This window comes from Bacillus cereus group sp. MYBKT14-1 (assembly GCF_051915185.1).
GTDB lineage: Bacteria > Bacillota > Bacilli > Bacillales > Bacillaceae_G > Bacillus_A > Bacillus_A cereus.
Map to the genome: position 1 here is coordinate 17,744 of NZ_JBQAEF010000010.1, position 16,243 is coordinate 33,986.

Consider the following 16,243-nt stretch of genomic DNA (forward strand, 5'->3'; position numbering starts at 1 on the left):
ATCTTATTATTATATATAATTAATTTTAGCTTTTTTGAGAAGACATTATCATGGCGGTTTTATTAGAAACATGCATATGATGGTGTCTTTTGTATAAGAGATAGAATAAAACCCCATTCGTATGAAAATTATATTTCATACGAATGGGGTTTATTTAATTTACTTTCCCGCCTTTATTAATAAGGAATTCAGGATTAATTTATTGGCCGAATACTTTATTTAAAAGAGGTGCTAATCGTTACATAACCTTTTTTATTTTTTTCGGAATTTCTTTCGTTTGCAAATTAACATCTTCTTTTCGCAGCTCCTTAAAGAGCGAAGTGACCATAAGAATGACTACAATAGAAAATGGTAGCGCAGCAATTATAGCTGCGATTTGTAGTGCATTTAATCCTCCAGATTGTAATAAAATAGCGGCAATTATCGCGATTGTTAATCCCCATATAAGTTTTAAACTATTTTTCGGTGATAAGCTTCCGTTACTCGTTTGCATTGAAACAACAAATGTTGCTGAATCGGCAGAAGTAACGAAAAATGTGGCTACTAAAATTAACCCGATAATCGTTAAAAATGTAGAGAATGGTAGATGTGAAATAACAGCGAATAATCCAATCTCTGTACCATTTTTTGCAATTTCATCAGCTATTCCAAGCGATTGGAACATTTCCATATGGATTGCGGTACCACCAAATACTGCAAACCAAAATGTACAGATAAGAGTTGGGACTAATACAACTCCAAAAATAAATTCTTTTATTGTGCGTCCTTTAGAAATACGTGCGATAAATGTGCCGACGAATGGAGACCAAGAGATCCACCATCCCCAATAGAAAATAGTCCAGTTTTCAATCCAAGAAGAAGATTTTTCACTAAATGCTCCTAAATTTAATCCCATACTAGGTAAAGCCCCGATATAAGAACCGAGTGTAGATGTGAAATATTTCATAATAAATACAGTTGGGCCTAAAAGTAAGAAAGAGACGAGTAAAATACCTGCAAGAGAGAAATTCAAGTTACTCAAATATTTAATCCCACGATCTAAGCCAGTTTGTGCACTTGTTAAATATAAAACAGCGAAGATAGCTATAAGTACGAGCTGAGTAAGTAAAGTGTTATGAATGGAAGGGAATAAATAGCTTAGTCCTCCAGCAATTTGTTGAGCACCAATCCCAACAGATGGTACAATGCCAAATACTGTGGCTAAAACAGCTAAAATATCAACTGTTTTTCCGATACGGGAATTTTGCGATCGATTAAATAATGGAGTAACTGTAGCCCCGATAGTGCTACCTTTTTGTTTGCGGAATGTGAAATATGCAATTGTTAAAGCGACCATTGCGTATAGTGACCACGGAAAGAGTCCCCAGTGGAAAAATGAATATTGCATAGCAAGTTTGGCGCTTTCTTCTGTACCTGCTTTTCCTGTTAACGGATCTGTAAAATGTGAAATCGGTTCAGCGATTCCATAAAAAAGGAGTCCAATTCCCATTCCTGCCCCAAACAACATGGATAGCCAAGATGGATAATTATATTTTGGCTTTTCTCCATCTTTACCAAGACGAATAGAACCGTACTTAGAAAATGCTAAATAAGTGGCTAAAATAATCATTGCGGTCATAAGTAGAGAGTAAAACCATCCAAATTTATTGAGGATAAATGAATTTAAGGAAGAGGTAACACTTTGTAAATCATAGCCTTGTATCCAACTTACCGGGGTAATTCCCCATATGATGAATAATGTTGTTAGCAAGAAGGAGATATAAAATACACTGTTTTCTTTTTTTATCATAGAATCCCACCCTTATTTAATAAAGTTAACAATTATAATAATCATAACAATTAAGTTTTTAATTGTCAAAAAATTTCCTTTTTATAATGTGAAAGGATGCAATTTGTTTTAGGTAGGTAAAGAGCAATGTGTTCACGATATGTACAAATTATAGGAAGAAATAATATGAAATATTGCATTTTATATTGTTACATCCATATTTTATGTTAAATTCTTGAATGGAATATTAAAATAGGGGGCAAGGATATGAACAAGAAATCAAAGATCAATAAAGTGATGCTTAGCATTAGTACAATGGCTTTATCGTTAGGCGCACTTCAAACTCATGCAGCAGCGGAAGAAAAAGTACCGTATAACGTGTTAAAAACGAAACCGGTTGGAATTGAAAAGTCGGTAGATGAAGTTGGACATATTTCAAAAGTTGATGAAACTTTATCATTTCAAGAACGTTTAAAAGTAGGAGATTTTTCACAGCGACCAGCATCTATTACGAAGAAAACTGCAGTAAAGCAGGTTAAAGAAAGCTATTCAATGGCTGATTTAAACAAAATGAATAACCAAGAATTAGTTGAAACGTTAGGCAGTATTAAATGGCACCAAATTACAGACTTATTCCAGTTTAATGAAGATGCAAAGGCTTTTTATAAAGATAAAGGAAAAATGCAAGTCATTATAGATGAATTAGCTCATAGAGGTAGTACATTTACGAAAGATGATTCAAAAGGAATTCAAACGTTTACTGAAGTGCTGCGTTCAGCTTTTTATCTTGCATTTTATAATAGTGAATTAAGCGACTTAAATGAAAGAAGCTTCCAGGATAAATGTTTACCTGCTTTAAAAGCAATCGCAAAAAATCCAAACTTTAAGCTTGGTACAGTTGAACAAGATACAGTCGTATCTGCGTACGGTAAATTAATTAGTAATGCTTCAAGCGATGTTGAAACGGTTCAATATGCATCGAATATTTTAAAGCAATACAATGATAATTATACTACTTATGTAAATGATCGAATGAAGGGACAAGCAATATACGATATTATGCAAGGTATTGACTATGATATGCAGTCGTACTTAACTGAGGCTCGTAAAGAAGCGAATGAAACGATGTGGTATGGAAAAGTAGATGGGTTTATTAATGAAATAAATCGTATTGCTCTTCTAAATGAAGTAACGCCAGAAAATAAATGGCTCGTTAATAATGGCATTTATTTTGCTAGCCGTTTAGGGAAGTTTCATAGCAATCCAAATAAAGGATTAGAGGTTGTTACACAAGCAATGCATATGTACCCGCGCTTAAGTGAACCGTATTTTGTTGCGGTAGAACAAATTACAACAAATTATAATGGTAAAGATTATAGCGGGAATACAGTAGATTTAGAGAAAATACGTAAAGAAGGAAAAGAGCAATACCTACCAAAAACGTATACATTCGACGATGGATCAATTGTGTTCAAAACAGGAGATAAAGTATCAGAAGAAAAAATTAAGAGACTATATTGGGCTGCGAAGGAAGTAAAGGCACAGTATCACCGTGTAATTGGAAATGACAAAGCGTTAGAGCCAGGAAATGCGGATGATGTATTAACGATCGTAATTTATAACAGTCCAGAAGAGTACCAATTAAATAGACAATTGTATGGATATGAAACAAACAACGGTGGAATTTATATTGAAGAGACAGGTACATTCTTTACATATGAGCGTACACCAGAGCAAAGTATTTATAGTTTAGAAGAGTTATTCCGTCATGAATTTACTCATTATTTGCAAGGGAGATATGAAGTTCCTGGTTTATTTGGAAGAGGAGATATGTATCAAAATGAAAGGCTAACTTGGTTCCAAGAAGGAAATGCAGAGTTTTTCGCAGGATCTACTCGTACGAATAACGTTGTACCAAGAAAGAGTATAATTAGCGGATTATCATCTGATCCTGCAAGCCGTTATACAGCAGAGCGTACACTATTTGCTAAATACGGTTCTTGGGATTTCTATAATTACTCGTTCGCATTGCAGTCTTACTTATATACGCATCAGTTTGAAACATTTGATAAAATTCAAGATTTGATTCGTGCGAATGACGTGAAAAATTATGATGCATATCGTGAAAATCTAAGTAAAGATCCTAAGTTAAATAAAGAGTATCAAGAGTATATGCAGCAGTTAATTGATAATCAAGATAAATATAATGTACCGGAAGTAGCAGATGATTATTTAGCTGAACATGCACCGAAATCGTTAACTGAAGTGAAAAAAGAAATTAGTGATACGTTGCCTATGAATGATACAAAAATGACAAAACATAATTCTCAATTCTTTAATACATTTACATTAGAAGGTACGTATACAGGTAGTGTCACAAAAGGTGAATCAGAAGATTGGAAAGCAATGAGTAAAAGAGTAAATGAATCTTTAGAACAATTGGCGCAAAAAGAATGGAGTGGCTACAAAACTGTTACAGCATACTTCGTCAATTATCGTGTGAATAGCTCAAATGAATTTGAATATGATGTAGTCTTCCATGGAATCGCAAAAGATGATGGAGAAAATAAAGCTCCAACGGTTAATATAAATGGCCCTTATAGCGGTCTTGTAAAAGAGGGAATTCAATTTAAAAGTGATGGCTCAAACGATGAAGATGGAAAAATTGTTTCTTATTTATGGGAATTTGGAGATGGAAGCACAAGTGTAGAAGTGAATCCAGTACATGTATATGAAAGAGAAGGTTCTTATAAAGTATCGTTAAGAGTAAAAGATGATAAAGGCAAAGAGAGCAGAAGCGAAACAACTGTTACGATTAAAGATGGAAGTTTAACAGAATCAGAACCAAATAATCGTCCAGAGGAAGCAAATCGTATCGGGCTAAATAGTACGATAAAAGGTAATCTTATTGGCGGGGACCACACTGATGTTTATACATTTAATGTAGCATCAGCGAAAGATATCGACATTTCTGTTTTAAATGAGTATGGAATTGGGATGACATGGGTACTTCACCATGAATCAGATATGAAAAATTATGCAGCTTACGGTCAAGCCAATGGGAATCATATAGAAGCGAAATTTAATGCAAAACCAGGCAAGTATTACTTGTATGTATATAAATATGATAATGGCGATGGAACGTACTCATTATCAGTAAAGTGAAACTTTAATCATTCATCCCCCAATGATTATTAGCCCACACCAATCGGGGGAAAATAAGTGATTTTCCAATGTATGTTTAACTTTACTTTTTGTGGAAAATAGTATATTATATAGATATATAATATATCGGTTATTTTCTAGGAGGAGCCTGTCACAATAGGTTTCTCCTGTTCTTTTTTAGGGGCCTGTTTTACAGGCTTTTCTTTAAAGAGTAAATAACTGAAAATTAAGAACTATAATCTTTGAAAGAGGTGGGGCATACACATAACAAAAAAGGGATTGTTTAAGAAAGGGGGATAAGAAATGGTCTTGTTTGGTTATCCACTTGAAACAATTTATTTATATGGATTTATTATTGCTACTATACTCACTGTTATTTATATCTTCTTTGGAGATATATTTGAATCGATATTTAGTTTTGGGGGCGGATCTGTATCCGTTGTTACTTTATTACTTAGTTTCTTCGCCATGTTATGTGGGCTTAGTTATATAGGAGAGTACTTATTTTCCTTTAATAGTATTACTATTTTCGGGGCTGCATTTGCTATATCTTTTATCGGTGTTTTCATCATGAAAATACTAATTTTAAAACCGATTGCAGAAGCAGAACAAAATACCGTACAACGTATGGATGAATTTATCGGTTGCAAAGGAGAAGTCATTACGACAATTCCTACAGAAGGATTTGGTGAAGTATTAATTTTATCCCAATTTGGAAGTAATGCAATCCCAGCTAAAACTGTTGGAAAAAAAGATATTTCGCAAGGAACAGAGGTTATTATCGAGGGAGTCCAAGATGGTGTTTTACTTGTACAAAACATCGCTTATTCTTTAAAAAAACCAAAATTATAAGGGGGAATTTACATGACGATTCCATTAATTATCGGTGGAGTTTTACTGGCAATTTTAATTCTACTCATTTTAGTATTCATTACGAAGTATCGTACGGTTGGTCCAGATGAAGCGTTAATTGTTACAGGGAACTGGCTTGGTGGAGGAAAGAATGTTGTTACCACTGATGATGGAAAGAAGATTAAGATTATCCGCGGGGGCGGTACTTTCGTAGTTCCAATTATGCAAAGAGCAGAGCCTTTAAGCCTATTAAACTACAAATTAGAGGTTGGTACACGTGATACGTATACGAAGCAAGGTGTTCCAGTTACAGTAAATGGTGTTTCTATTATTAAAGTAGGTTCTACAATTGAAGAAGTATCTACTGCAGCTGAGCAATATTTAGGAAAAGAAACAGAAGAGTTAAAAGTAGAAGCAAAAGAGGTTTTAGAAGGTCACTTACGTGCAATCTTATCTTCTATGACAGTAGAGGATGCGTATAGTAATAGAGAGCAATTTGCTCAAAAGGTACATGAAGTAGCTTCTACAGATTTAAAGAAGATGGGACTTCGCATTGTTTCTTTCACAATTAAAGAAATAATGGATAAAAACGGATACTTAGATGCGCTTGGTCAGCCGCAAATTGCGACAGTTAAGCGTGATGCAACAATTGCAAATGCAGAGCGTGAAAAAGAAGCACGTATTGAAAAAGCACGTGCTGAAAAAGAGGCAAAAGAAGCAGAATATCAACGTGATGCACAAATCGCTGAAGCTGAAAAACATAAAGAATTAAAAGTACAGTCCTATAAGAGAGAACAAGAGCAAGCACGTGCAGATGCGGATCTTTCTTACGAATTACAACAAGCGAAAGCACAACAAGGTGTTACAGAAGAGCAAATGCGCGTTAAAATCATTGAGCGTGAAAAGCAAATCGAGTTAGAAGAAAAAGAGATTGCGCGTCGTGAAAAGCAATACGATGCAGAAGTTAAGAAAAAAGCAGATGCAGATCGCTATGCTGTTGAGCAATCAGCAGAAGCAGAAAAAGTAAAACAAATTAAAAAGGCAGATGCGGATCAATATAAGATTGAAGCTGAAGCGAGAGCTCGTGCGGAAGAAGTACGTGTGGAAGGTTTAGCGAAGGCGGAAATCGAAAAAGCGCAAGGTCAAGCGAAAGCGGAAGTACAAAAAGCGCAAGGTACAGCAGAAGCAGATGTTATTAGATTAAAAGGTTTAGCAGAAGCAGAAGCGAAACAAAAAATTGCTGAAGCATTTGAATTATATGGTCAAGCGGCAATTATGGATATGGTTCTTAAAATGCTTCCAAGTTATGCGAAGGAAGTTGCAAGTCCGCTTAGTAATATTGATAAAATCACAGTTGTCGATACAGGCGGCGGTGGTAAAAATAGCGGGGCCGGAAAAGTTGCGGGTTATGCGACTGATTTAATGGCAACGATGCAAGAAACGTTAAAAGCTTCTTCTGGCATTGACTTAAAAGAGCTATTAGAAGGATTTGCAGGAAAAGGAGCGGTACAACAATTATCAAGCGATAAACCTGTTGTATCTGTAGTAGAAGATGAGAAAAAAGAAGTAGATAAAGAATAGTAAGGTGGAAAGAACCTCTAGTAAGTGAAATACTAGAGGTTCTCCTATGAATTATAATATTTCGAATAATATACATTTTTATACATTGTTTTAATTATTTAATTTATATAGAATGAAAAAGATATGTATCAATTCTTTAGATGTATAAAAAGATAGAGAGTCTCATTGATACATTTAAATCGTATTATTTTTATAGAAAGATTAAATGTTAATTAATTACATTTAAAACGGTATGGAGGGGTAGAAGTATGTTTCAAGGGAAATTAAGGAGTAGTAGTTTAAAAACAAAGTTACTTGTATCATTTATTATTATTTTAATTCTTCCAAGTATTGTAATTGGTTGGACGTCTTATCAACAGGCGAAGACGAATTTTAATGAAACGATTTTAAACTCGGCGAAAGATAATATAAAAATTTTGGATAATGTAATTAATAAGGAATTGGATAGTAAAAAAATAGATGCAACTTATTTTACGAAATTATTTACACAATCAAGTTACCAAGCAGATCAAATTCAAAACATACAAAATAAACTAGAAGAATACAATAAACTGCATCCAGAAATGGAAGCAATCTATACAGGATCTAGTAATGGACAGTTCATTCAATCACCAGCTATTCAGATGCCAGATGGATATAATCCTACAGAAAGAGATTGGTATAAAGAGGCAGTGAAGAAAAGCGGAGAAGTAATTGTAACTGCTCCATATAAGTCAAAAACGACAGGAAATATTGTTATTACACTAGCAAAACAAAACGAGGATAAAAGTGGAGTTCTTGGGATTGACTTAATCATTAATGATATTGTTACTACTTCTAAGATGGTTAATATCGGTAAGGAAGGATATGTAGCGATATTTGATCAAGATAAAAATGTAGTAGCGCACCCGAAAATGAAGCCAGGAGAGAAATTAGAAGAGAAACTTAGTAAAGAATTGTATAAACAGGAAGCTGGGGATTTTCATTATTCATTAGATGGTGAAGATCGCAATATCACTTTTAAAACGAATAAGAAAACTGGGTGGAAAATAGCAGGAATTATGCCTTCCAAAGAAATTATCGAAGCGGCTGAACCTATTTTCTATAAAACAATAACTGTTCTTGGAATTTCACTAATAATCGGTGGGATTGTAATTTACTTCATAATTGCGTCTATTATTAAACCGTTAAAACAACTTGTCATATCATCGAAGAAGATTAGTGAAGGTGATTTAACAGAGTCAATTACAGTTCATTCTAAAGATGAAATTGGACAGCTAGGAGAAAGTTTTAACGAGATGGCTGCATCGTTACAAAGTGTCATTTCCAATATAAACACTTCAGCAAGTCATGTAGCGGCATCTTCAGAAGAATTAACAGCTAGTATGAAGCAGACAAGCGAAGCAACGGAACAAATTACACAGGCGATAGAGCAAGTATCAAGTGGTGCAGAAATACAAACGAAAGAAGTTGAAGAAGGAGCAACATTGTTAGAAGAAGTTACAGAAGGAATTCAGCGTGTTGCAGATAGTTCTTCATTAGTATCTACAGCCTCTATGTATACGAAGAAAAAAGCTGAAAATGGTGGGAAGTTAGTTGAACAAACTGTGAATCAAATGCAATTAATTCATGAGTCTGTTTCACAGTCAGACAAAATCATTGGTTTGTTAGACGATAAGTCGAAACAAATTGGAGCAATCCTTGAAGTGATTCAACATATTGCAGAACAGACAAATTTATTAGCGTTAAATGCGGCAATTGAGGCTGCGAGAGCTGGAGAGCAAGGAAGAGGATTTGCAATTGTAGCAGATGAAGTGCGAAAGCTAGCAGAACAATCAGGACAGTCTTCTACGGAAATTGGGAAACTAGTGAAAGAGATTCAATTTGATATAAAAGAAACAGTAAGCTCTATGAATCAAGTTGGAGCAGAAGTACAATCAGGACTTGTAGTTGCAAATGAAACGAAGCAAAGCTTTGCCGAAATATTGAAGTCTACAAATGATACAGTTGTACAAATTGATAGCATGGTAGATGTAGCAAAACAAATGACGGTAGATGCAAAACAAGTAAGTGCATCTATTAATGAAATTGCAGCTACAATTGAAGAAAATGCAGCAAGCGTTCAAAATATTGCTGGTTCTTCAGAAGAACAATTAGCTTCAGTAGATGAAATAAATGCAGCAGCAGTCCATTTATCACAAATGGCAGAAGAATTACAAGAGATGATTAGTAAGTTTAAAGTGTAATAACAAATATTAAGAAACGAGGTAATAATTTTACTTCGTTTCTTTTTTTATGAAGAGAAAAAGAAAGAAATATAGAGTAACCGTGTTATGATTAAGTATAATTAAAGAGACTGTATATTCTTTAAATTCTATCTTTAATCATGTTAGGGGAATGGTTTTGAAATTTAAAAAATTAAAACTCCAACCGAGAATTACATTAACTATTAGTACACTTATTTTAGTGGTACTTCTGCTAACGAGTTATTTATTTTATTACATATTATCTGAAACGGTAGAAGAGCAAATTGGGAAACGGGCTTTGCATGTTGCGAAAACAGTTGCCGCGATACCAGAAATTCAGGAAGCTTTTCAAAAAGAAAATCCAGCTTCTATTATTCAGCCAATCGCAGAAAAAATTCGAATGGATACAGAGGCTGACTTCATTGTAGTTGGAAACAAAGAGGGGATTCGTTATGCGCATCCTGAACGAGATAAAATAGGAGAAAAAATGGTTGGCGGAGATAATAAAGGCGTTTTATTAGAAGGAAAATCATATGTTTCGAAAGCAACTGGATCATTAGGCCCTTCATTACGCGGAAAAGTTCCAATCCGTAATCAGGAAAATGAAATCATTGGTGTGGTGTCTGTTGGATTTTCAATGGCTGATATTCATGGAGCGGTAGAAGTGTATGGAAAGCGTGTATTTTGGATTACAATAATAGGGCTATTAATTGGAGTAATTGGCTCTATATATTTAGCGGCAAGTATAAAAAGAATGATGTTCGGGATGGAACCAGAAGAAATTTCATCTTTATATGAAGAGCATAGTACAGTGATTCAATCTGTACGTGAAGGGATTATTGTAATCGATAAAAATGGCATGATTAGTTTAGTCAATCAAGCAGCTTATGATATTCTTTCGCTAGATAAACAACAAAATATTATTGGGGAATTTATTTTAAATGTAATTCCTAATTCAACGATACTAGATGTACTTCAAACTGGTGAAGAACAGTTTGATCGCCAATTAAATATAAAAGGACAGGCTGTTATTGCGAACCGTCTACCTATTAAAGTAAAGAATAAAGTAACTGGCGTTGTATCGAGCTTACGTTTGAAATCTGAAATGGATCAGTTAACAGCAGAATTATCTCAGACGAAGCAATATACAGAGGCATTACGAGCGCAAGCGCACGAATATAATAATTTATTGTATACGCTTTCAGGTCTTATTCAATTAGAATCATACGAAGATGCTTTAGAGCTTATTCATAAGGAAACAGCGGTATATCAAGATTTTGTTCAATTTATTATGAAGCGGATTCAAAATCCATGGCTAGGTGGAATTTTAATTGGATTTTATAATAGAGCACGAGAGTTGAAGATTGATTTTATGCTAGATAGAGAAAGTGGTTTAGAAAAATTAAGTCCACATATTGAGAGTAATTATGTCGTTTCTATTTTAGGAAATTTAATTACGAATGCATTTGAAGCAATTGAAAAAAATGAAGAGAATGATAAGAAAGTAAGGATGTTTGTAACTGATATTGGAGAAGAAATATTAATTGAAGTGGAAGATTCAGGGCAAGGGATTCATGATGAAATAATTACTAGCATATTCTATAAAGGCTTTTCGACGAAAGAAGGAGGAGAGCGAGGATATGGATTAGCAAAAGTGAAAGAGTTAGTAGAAGATTTAAATGGAAGTATTGCAATTGAAAAAGGGGATTTAGGTGGTGCATTATTTATTATTGCACTACCGAAAGAGAGAGGCGAATAGTAATGGGTGAGGAGATAGAAGTATTAATTGTAGAAGATGATATTCGGATTGCTGACATTCATCGTCGTTTTACTGAGAAAATTGAGGGATTTAAAGTAATTGGAACGGCAACGACTGGAGAACAAGCGAAAGAATGGCTAGAGCTTGTGAAGCCACAGCTTGTTTTATTAGATGTGTACTTACCTGATATGCAAGGAACGGAACTTGTCACATATATTAGGCATCATTTGCACGATACAGATATTATTATGATTACAGCGGCATCGGAAACAGATGTAGTGAGGCACGCCCTGCGGGGCGGAGTAACAGATTATATCGTAAAGCCACTAATGTTTGACCGATTTAAAGCAAGTCTGGAAGGCTATCAAAAAAAGATTATACAGTTAAAGAAAAATAATCAATTATCTACGGAGCAAATTGAATATTTATGGTCTCAAAGAGGGGTGAAGGGAGATCAAATAGAATATGCCCCGAAAGGGATAGATCCTTTAACTTTAGCGAAAATAAAAAAGCATATGTTAACAGTTAATGAAGAAGGGATTACAGCAGAGGTGCTAAGTTCAATGGTAGGCGTAAGCCGATCAACTGCAAGGCGTTATTTAGAGTATTTGATATCTGGGAAGAAAGTCCACGCAGAGCTAATATATGGAAGTGTTGGGAGACCCGAGAGACGTTATTTTCTTGTTTCTTCATAATAAAAAACAGTAGAGGATTTTATTCCTTCTACTGTTTTTTTGCATCTTATATTGGAATAATCCCAATTACAATTCCGGTAATTAACATAACCATTGTCGTTCCAACGGCCCACAATAAAGTGAAGCGTTGATGTTCACCGAAATCAACTTTTGCCATTCCGACCAATAAATAAGTGGAAGCGACAAGAGGACTTAATAAGTGAACGGGTTGCCCAAGTAAGGAAGCACGTCCCATTTCAGCTGCACTAATTCCGTAAGTAGCAGCAGCTTTCGTCAAAATAGGTAATACCCCGAAGTAAAATGCATCATTAGACATGAAAAATGTGAATGGCATACTGAGAAGTGCTGTAATAATTGGCAATTGTGGTCCAAGTGCATCTGGTATAAGAGTTACTACACTGTTAGCCATTGCATCTACCATTTTTGTTCCAGATAAAATACCAGTGAAAATACCGGCAGCAAATACGAGAGAAACAACTGCTAATACATTCCCAGCATGAGAAGCAATACGTTCTTTCTGTTGCTCTAAGTTTGGATAGTTAATCATAACAGCGATAGCAAAAGCGACTGTAAATAAAACAGGTAATGGCATAACTTCTAGTATGAGACAGACAAGTAATGTGGCGGTTAATAAAAAGTTAATCCATAGAAGTTTAGGGCGTTTATGCACTGCTGCTTCGACAGTTGCAGCTTGCTCATCCATTGTTTGCATTTGTTTTAAATACTGTACATCCATAATTCCTAAACGTTTTCTTTCTTTTTTTCCAAGATAGTAGGCAACGAAAACAACCCAAATTGCACCAGCAATCATTCCTGGAATAAGAGGTGTAAATAATTCGGAAGCCTCAAGCCCAAGTGCGCTCATAACACGAGCTGTGGGTCCACCCCAAGGTGTAAGATTTGTTACCCCTGCCCCTAACATAACAACTCCAGCTAATATGAGGGGGTTCATTCCAAGGCGCTTATATAGTGGATACATTGCGGAAACTGTAATCATGTATGTTGTTGTACCATCACCATCTAGAGAAACGATAATAGTTAATATAGCCGTTCCGACAACGATTTTTAAAGGATCTCCTTTTACAAATTTTAAAATCTTACTAATGACAGGATCGAATAAACCGCTATCAATCATAATCCCAAAATATAAAATAGCGAACATAAGCATAATACCAGTAGGTGCTAATTTTTGGATCCCCTCTAACATCATAGGCCCCATATCGGCATAGAATCCGCCAATTAATGCAAAAACACTCGGAATTAATATTAATGCTACTAGCGCTGACATACGTTTCGTCATAATTAAAAACATAAAGACAAATACCATCGCAAATCCAAGTAGTGCTAACATGTAATTTCCCCCTCAAAAGAATGATTGCGCTTTCAAAATAGAATAAAAATTCAGAAAAAGGTTTTTTATTTATAATAAAAGCATCTATTCAAATGGTAAATAATTTGAAAAATAACATCATTAGAAGCATAATTTTTATTTTGTTCATTTTGTTCACGGTAGTTAATTTGAATTTTTAAAAAGTAAGCTGCTTCTCGTAAGAATGGTAGAATAAGATGAAAATAGTGAAGTGTGAAATAGGGAGTAGATGTTATATGAAAACGAGAATTGAAGAGATTTATAGCTCTTATGAAGGAAAAGTAGAGGAGATTTTTATTAATGAATCTTCTTACGTATATGAATGGGAAAAATTACTGATGATCCGAAAAAATGACGGTGAGCTTAAAAAAATTGCAGTCGGGATTAGTGGAAATATAAGATTGGTAAATGTAGAAGTTGGACAGGAAATTAGTGCGGATACATTATTAGTTAAATTAGAAGATGATTTGTTAATTACAGGTTGCGAGTGATGAGAGATGTGTAGAAATAACTACACATCTTTTTTTGTTTCCTATATTACAAAAAGCACATTGTTTTTTCACAAATCTCACACAACCTTTTGGTATTCTTTTCGTGGAGTATACGGTTTCTAGGGAGGAATATTGATGAAAGTAAAATATGTCGTACTTGCTATATGTTTATGTTTCGTATTTACGGTAGTCGGGTGTGGGAAAAAGGAAACAGCAGCTGTTTCCATTGATGAGAAACATGATAAATGTGATATTTGCCAAATTGGGGTAACAGATAATCAATTTGCAACAGAAATTATTTTAGAAAATGGAAAAGCGTTAAAGTTTGATGATATCGGTTGTATGTATAAATGGATGGAGATCAACTCAGATGAAAAGACGAAAGAGAAATTTGTCCGAGATTATGATTCGAAAGATTGGATTTCGTTAGAAGACGCTACTTACGTATATGATAAAACAATAACGACACCGATGGCTTATAATGTCATTTCATTTAAAAATAAAAAAGATGCAGAGAGCTTTGTATCTAACTATAAGGGGAAAGTTCTTTCGTATAAAGAGCTAGCAGAGCATAAATGGGAAATGAATAAAGAGATGATGGGGAAACCGAAAGCAGGAAATCATGGTGGACATCATTAATAGAAAAAGACAACTATGTAGTTGTCTTTTTCTATTATTACTCAGGTGCAAATATAGAAAAGGTGTAAAATTTTTAGCAGAACGGTTACAATGGAATATAGTAACCTAAAGCAATCATTTATGTACTTTTTAGAAATGTATACAAATGCGGTAAAAACGTGCTAAACTAATTGCTTCATAATGTTAATGATGGGGCCATCAGGCGTATCATTTCAATAGGTTGAGAAACATAGTATAAGCTTAAGATAATCCGATTAAAGAAGGAATCTAAAGGGCTTATGGATAAATGTACTCAAGAAGAGTTATTGTATGTGATGGAGGAATGGTTAAGAAAACATTATCTTTCATAGGAGCTGTAGTTGTGAGAAAACAAAAAATTTTATTATGTATTTTATTAGGACTTTTAATGACGGTAGTGGCTTGCGATAAGCAAGAAGAACCAGAATCGAAACCGGTTCATGTGAAAAATGAGAAGAAAAAAGAGAAGCATAAAGAACAGGAAGAATCTAAAGAAGAGAAAAGTATAAATTTAATGGACAAACAGTTGTTACTTTCAGCTACTCTTGGAGACACAGAGACAGCTATGAAGTTGATTCAGGATGGAGCGAATATAAACGTAGAAGGTGACAACGGAGAAACGCCTGTCCTTGCAGCGACGTACCAAAATCATGTAGAGACAGTTAAAGCATTAATTGGTGCAGGTGCTAATATTGAAATTAAAGATGAGAAAAAAAGTAATCCACTTCTTTATGCAAGTAGAGAAGGATATACGGATATTGTAAAAGTATTAATTAATGCAGGAGTTAATACGAAAGAAACGACTAGGTCAGGTGGGACAGCACTTATTTCTGCATCTGAGCGTGGCCATGTAGAGGTTGTTAAAGAATTATTAGAGCATACAGATATTGATGTGAATTATAAAAATGAACGTGGTGGAACAGCGTTATTAGAAGCAATTGTATTAGGAAATGGTAGTGAAAACCATAAGAAAGTAATTCAATTACTTATTGATCACGGTGCAGATGTAAACATGGCTAACAAGGAACATCTGACGCCACTGCAATACGCTGAAAAAAGAGGTTTTAAAGATATTGTAAATATGTTGAGGGTAGCTGGAGCGAATGAAGTAGTACAGCCACAACAACCAGTAGAGTAAAAAACGAAAAATAATCCCATTTAGATAGACAGAATGAAGAAATCAGTTAGTATGATGGATTCAGTAATGTGTATTTGAATGGGATTTTTATTTTGAACATGAAAAATAGATTATGAATGGATGGTAAATGGAGTAAATAAGGAGGCAACCTTATTTGGCAATTGTAAAAAATGAAAAAGTAGTTTCTGTTTGTTGCAGTGCCAGAAGTACGCCCGTAGCTGCTGAGGCAAGTGTGGAAACTTTAGCGGAGTTTCAAGGGAACGGATATGGTACTGATGTTGTTACAGCCTGGGCCATATCAATACAAGAGAAAAGGCGCATTCCACTTTATAGTACTGCTTGGGATAACTTTAGTTTGCAAGCAGTGGCAAGCAAACTAAAAATCATTAACTATGGAATGAATTTACATATTGATTGAATTTTAAGTATTGTTTCGTTCTATTTATTTATATTTTAATATCTAGATTAATGTAAATAATGATATGGTGAATATTAACATTCGATTAACACCTAATTAACAATCTATCAAAACTGACTTAATAA

Annotated in this window: 11 protein-coding genes and 2 pseudogenes; 11 read left to right on the forward strand and 2 right to left on the reverse strand. The window is 34.4% G+C overall.

Features of this window, described 5'->3' with window-relative positions; all coding sequences use genetic code 11:
• Positions 1–238: 238 nt before the first annotated feature.
• Entirely contained in the window at positions 239–1,789 is a 1,551-nt protein-coding gene (gene opuD, locus ACTFO4_RS21775; RefSeq protein ID WP_440014370.1) for a glycine betaine transporter OpuD, read from the reverse strand.
• A 246-nt stretch (positions 1,790–2,035) separates the two neighbouring features.
• Here opuD and colA point away from each other — a divergent pair, with 246 nt between their 5' ends.
• The 7 genes and pseudogenes from colA to ACTFO4_RS21810 all read left to right on the forward strand — a co-directional run bounded on the left by colA (position 2,036) and on the right by ACTFO4_RS21810 (position 12,045).
• On the forward strand, positions 2,036–4,933 hold the full coding sequence (colA, locus tag ACTFO4_RS21780; protein ID WP_017674233.1) for a collagenase ColA: 2,898 nt from the start codon (positions 2,036–2,038) through the stop codon (positions 4,931–4,933).
• A gap of 303 nt (positions 4,934–5,236) precedes the next feature.
• Positions 5,237–5,785, forward strand: coding sequence for an NfeD family protein (locus ACTFO4_RS21785; RefSeq protein WP_000242445.1), 549 nt, complete (start codon positions 5,237–5,239; stop codon positions 5,783–5,785).
• A gap of 12 nt (positions 5,786–5,797) precedes the next feature.
• Entirely contained in the window at positions 5,798–7,366 is a 1,569-nt protein-coding gene (locus tag ACTFO4_RS21790) for a flotillin family protein (RefSeq protein WP_000155016.1), read from the forward strand.
• Between the two features lie 248 nt (positions 7,367–7,614).
• A pseudogene (locus ACTFO4_RS21795) lies at positions 7,615–8,649 on the forward strand (HAMP domain-containing protein); the annotation flags it as partial.
• 81 nt (positions 8,650–8,730) lie between these two features.
• The gene (locus ACTFO4_RS21800; protein ID WP_370622813.1) at positions 8,731–9,591 is read left to right on the forward strand and encodes a methyl-accepting chemotaxis protein; all 861 of its coding nucleotides are present in this window, start codon (positions 8,731–8,733) and stop codon (positions 9,589–9,591) included.
• 151 nt (positions 9,592–9,742) lie between these two features.
• Positions 9,743–11,350, forward strand: a complete 1,608-nt coding sequence (locus ACTFO4_RS21805) for an ATP-binding protein (RefSeq protein ID WP_002040620.1) — start codon at positions 9,743–9,745, stop codon at positions 11,348–11,350.
• Between the two features lie 2 nt (positions 11,351–11,352).
• Positions 11,353–12,045 (forward strand): response regulator, encoded by a 693-nt coding sequence (locus ACTFO4_RS21810; RefSeq protein WP_000503461.1) that lies wholly within the window; start codon positions 11,353–11,355, stop codon positions 12,043–12,045.
• Positions 12,046–12,091: 46 nt separating this feature from the next.
• On the opposite strand, the gene ACTFO4_RS21815 is transcribed toward ACTFO4_RS21810, so the two are convergent.
• Positions 12,092–13,396, reverse strand: a complete 1,305-nt coding sequence (locus tag ACTFO4_RS21815; protein ID WP_000880464.1) for a CitMHS family transporter — start codon at positions 13,394–13,396, stop codon at positions 12,092–12,094.
• A gap of 254 nt (positions 13,397–13,650) precedes the next feature.
• On the opposite strand from ACTFO4_RS21815, the gene ACTFO4_RS21820 reads away from it, so the two are divergent.
• The 4 genes and pseudogenes from ACTFO4_RS21820 to ACTFO4_RS21835 all read left to right on the forward strand — a co-directional run.
• The gene (locus ACTFO4_RS21820) at positions 13,651–13,905 is read left to right on the forward strand and encodes a hypothetical protein (protein WP_000857376.1); all 255 of its coding nucleotides are present in this window, start codon (positions 13,651–13,653) and stop codon (positions 13,903–13,905) included.
• 135 nt (positions 13,906–14,040) lie between these two features.
• Positions 14,041–14,544, forward strand: coding sequence for a nitrous oxide reductase accessory protein NosL (locus ACTFO4_RS21825; protein WP_017674235.1), 504 nt, complete (start codon positions 14,041–14,043; stop codon positions 14,542–14,544).
• A 286-nt stretch (positions 14,545–14,830) separates the two neighbouring features.
• Positions 14,831–15,700: an ankyrin repeat domain-containing protein gene (locus ACTFO4_RS21830; RefSeq protein ID WP_000287336.1), complete on the forward strand. Its 870-nt coding sequence runs from the start codon at positions 14,831–14,833 to the stop codon at positions 15,698–15,700.
• Positions 15,701–15,842: 142 nt separating this feature from the next.
• Positions 15,843–16,118: pseudogene (locus tag ACTFO4_RS21835) on the forward strand (GNAT family N-acetyltransferase); the annotation flags it as partial.
• Positions 16,119–16,243: the final 125 nt, after the last annotated feature.

Excerpts from the sequence above, each read along its gene's own strand:
- ACTFO4_RS21805 (WP_002040620.1), top strand. The coding sequence starts at position 9,743 with ATGGTTTTGAAATTTAAAAAATTAAAACTCCAACCGAGAATTACATTA.
- opuD (WP_440014370.1), bottom strand. The coding sequence starts at position 1,789 with ATGATAAAAAAAGAAAACAGTGTATTTTATATCTCCTTCTTGCTAACA.
- ACTFO4_RS21820 (WP_000857376.1), top strand. The coding sequence starts at position 13,651 with ATGAAAACGAGAATTGAAGAGATTTATAGCTCTTATGAAGGAAAAGTA.
- ACTFO4_RS21810 (WP_000503461.1), top strand. The coding sequence starts at position 11,353 with ATGGGTGAGGAGATAGAAGTATTAATTGTAGAAGATGATATTCGGATT.
- ACTFO4_RS21790 (WP_000155016.1), top strand. The coding sequence starts at position 5,798 with ATGACGATTCCATTAATTATCGGTGGAGTTTTACTGGCAATTTTAATT.
- ACTFO4_RS21800 (WP_370622813.1), top strand. The coding sequence starts at position 8,731 with ATGAAGCAGACAAGCGAAGCAACGGAACAAATTACACAGGCGATAGAG.
- ACTFO4_RS21785 (WP_000242445.1), top strand. The coding sequence starts at position 5,237 with ATGGTCTTGTTTGGTTATCCACTTGAAACAATTTATTTATATGGATTT.
- ACTFO4_RS21830 (WP_000287336.1), top strand. The coding sequence starts at position 14,831 with ATGTACTCAAGAAGAGTTATTGTATGTGATGGAGGAATGGTTAAGAAA.
- ACTFO4_RS21815 (WP_000880464.1), bottom strand. The coding sequence starts at position 13,396 with ATGTTAGCACTACTTGGATTTGCGATGGTATTTGTCTTTATGTTTTTA.
- ACTFO4_RS21825 (WP_017674235.1), top strand. The coding sequence starts at position 14,041 with ATGAAAGTAAAATATGTCGTACTTGCTATATGTTTATGTTTCGTATTT.
- colA (WP_017674233.1), top strand. The coding sequence starts at position 2,036 with ATGAACAAGAAATCAAAGATCAATAAAGTGATGCTTAGCATTAGTACA.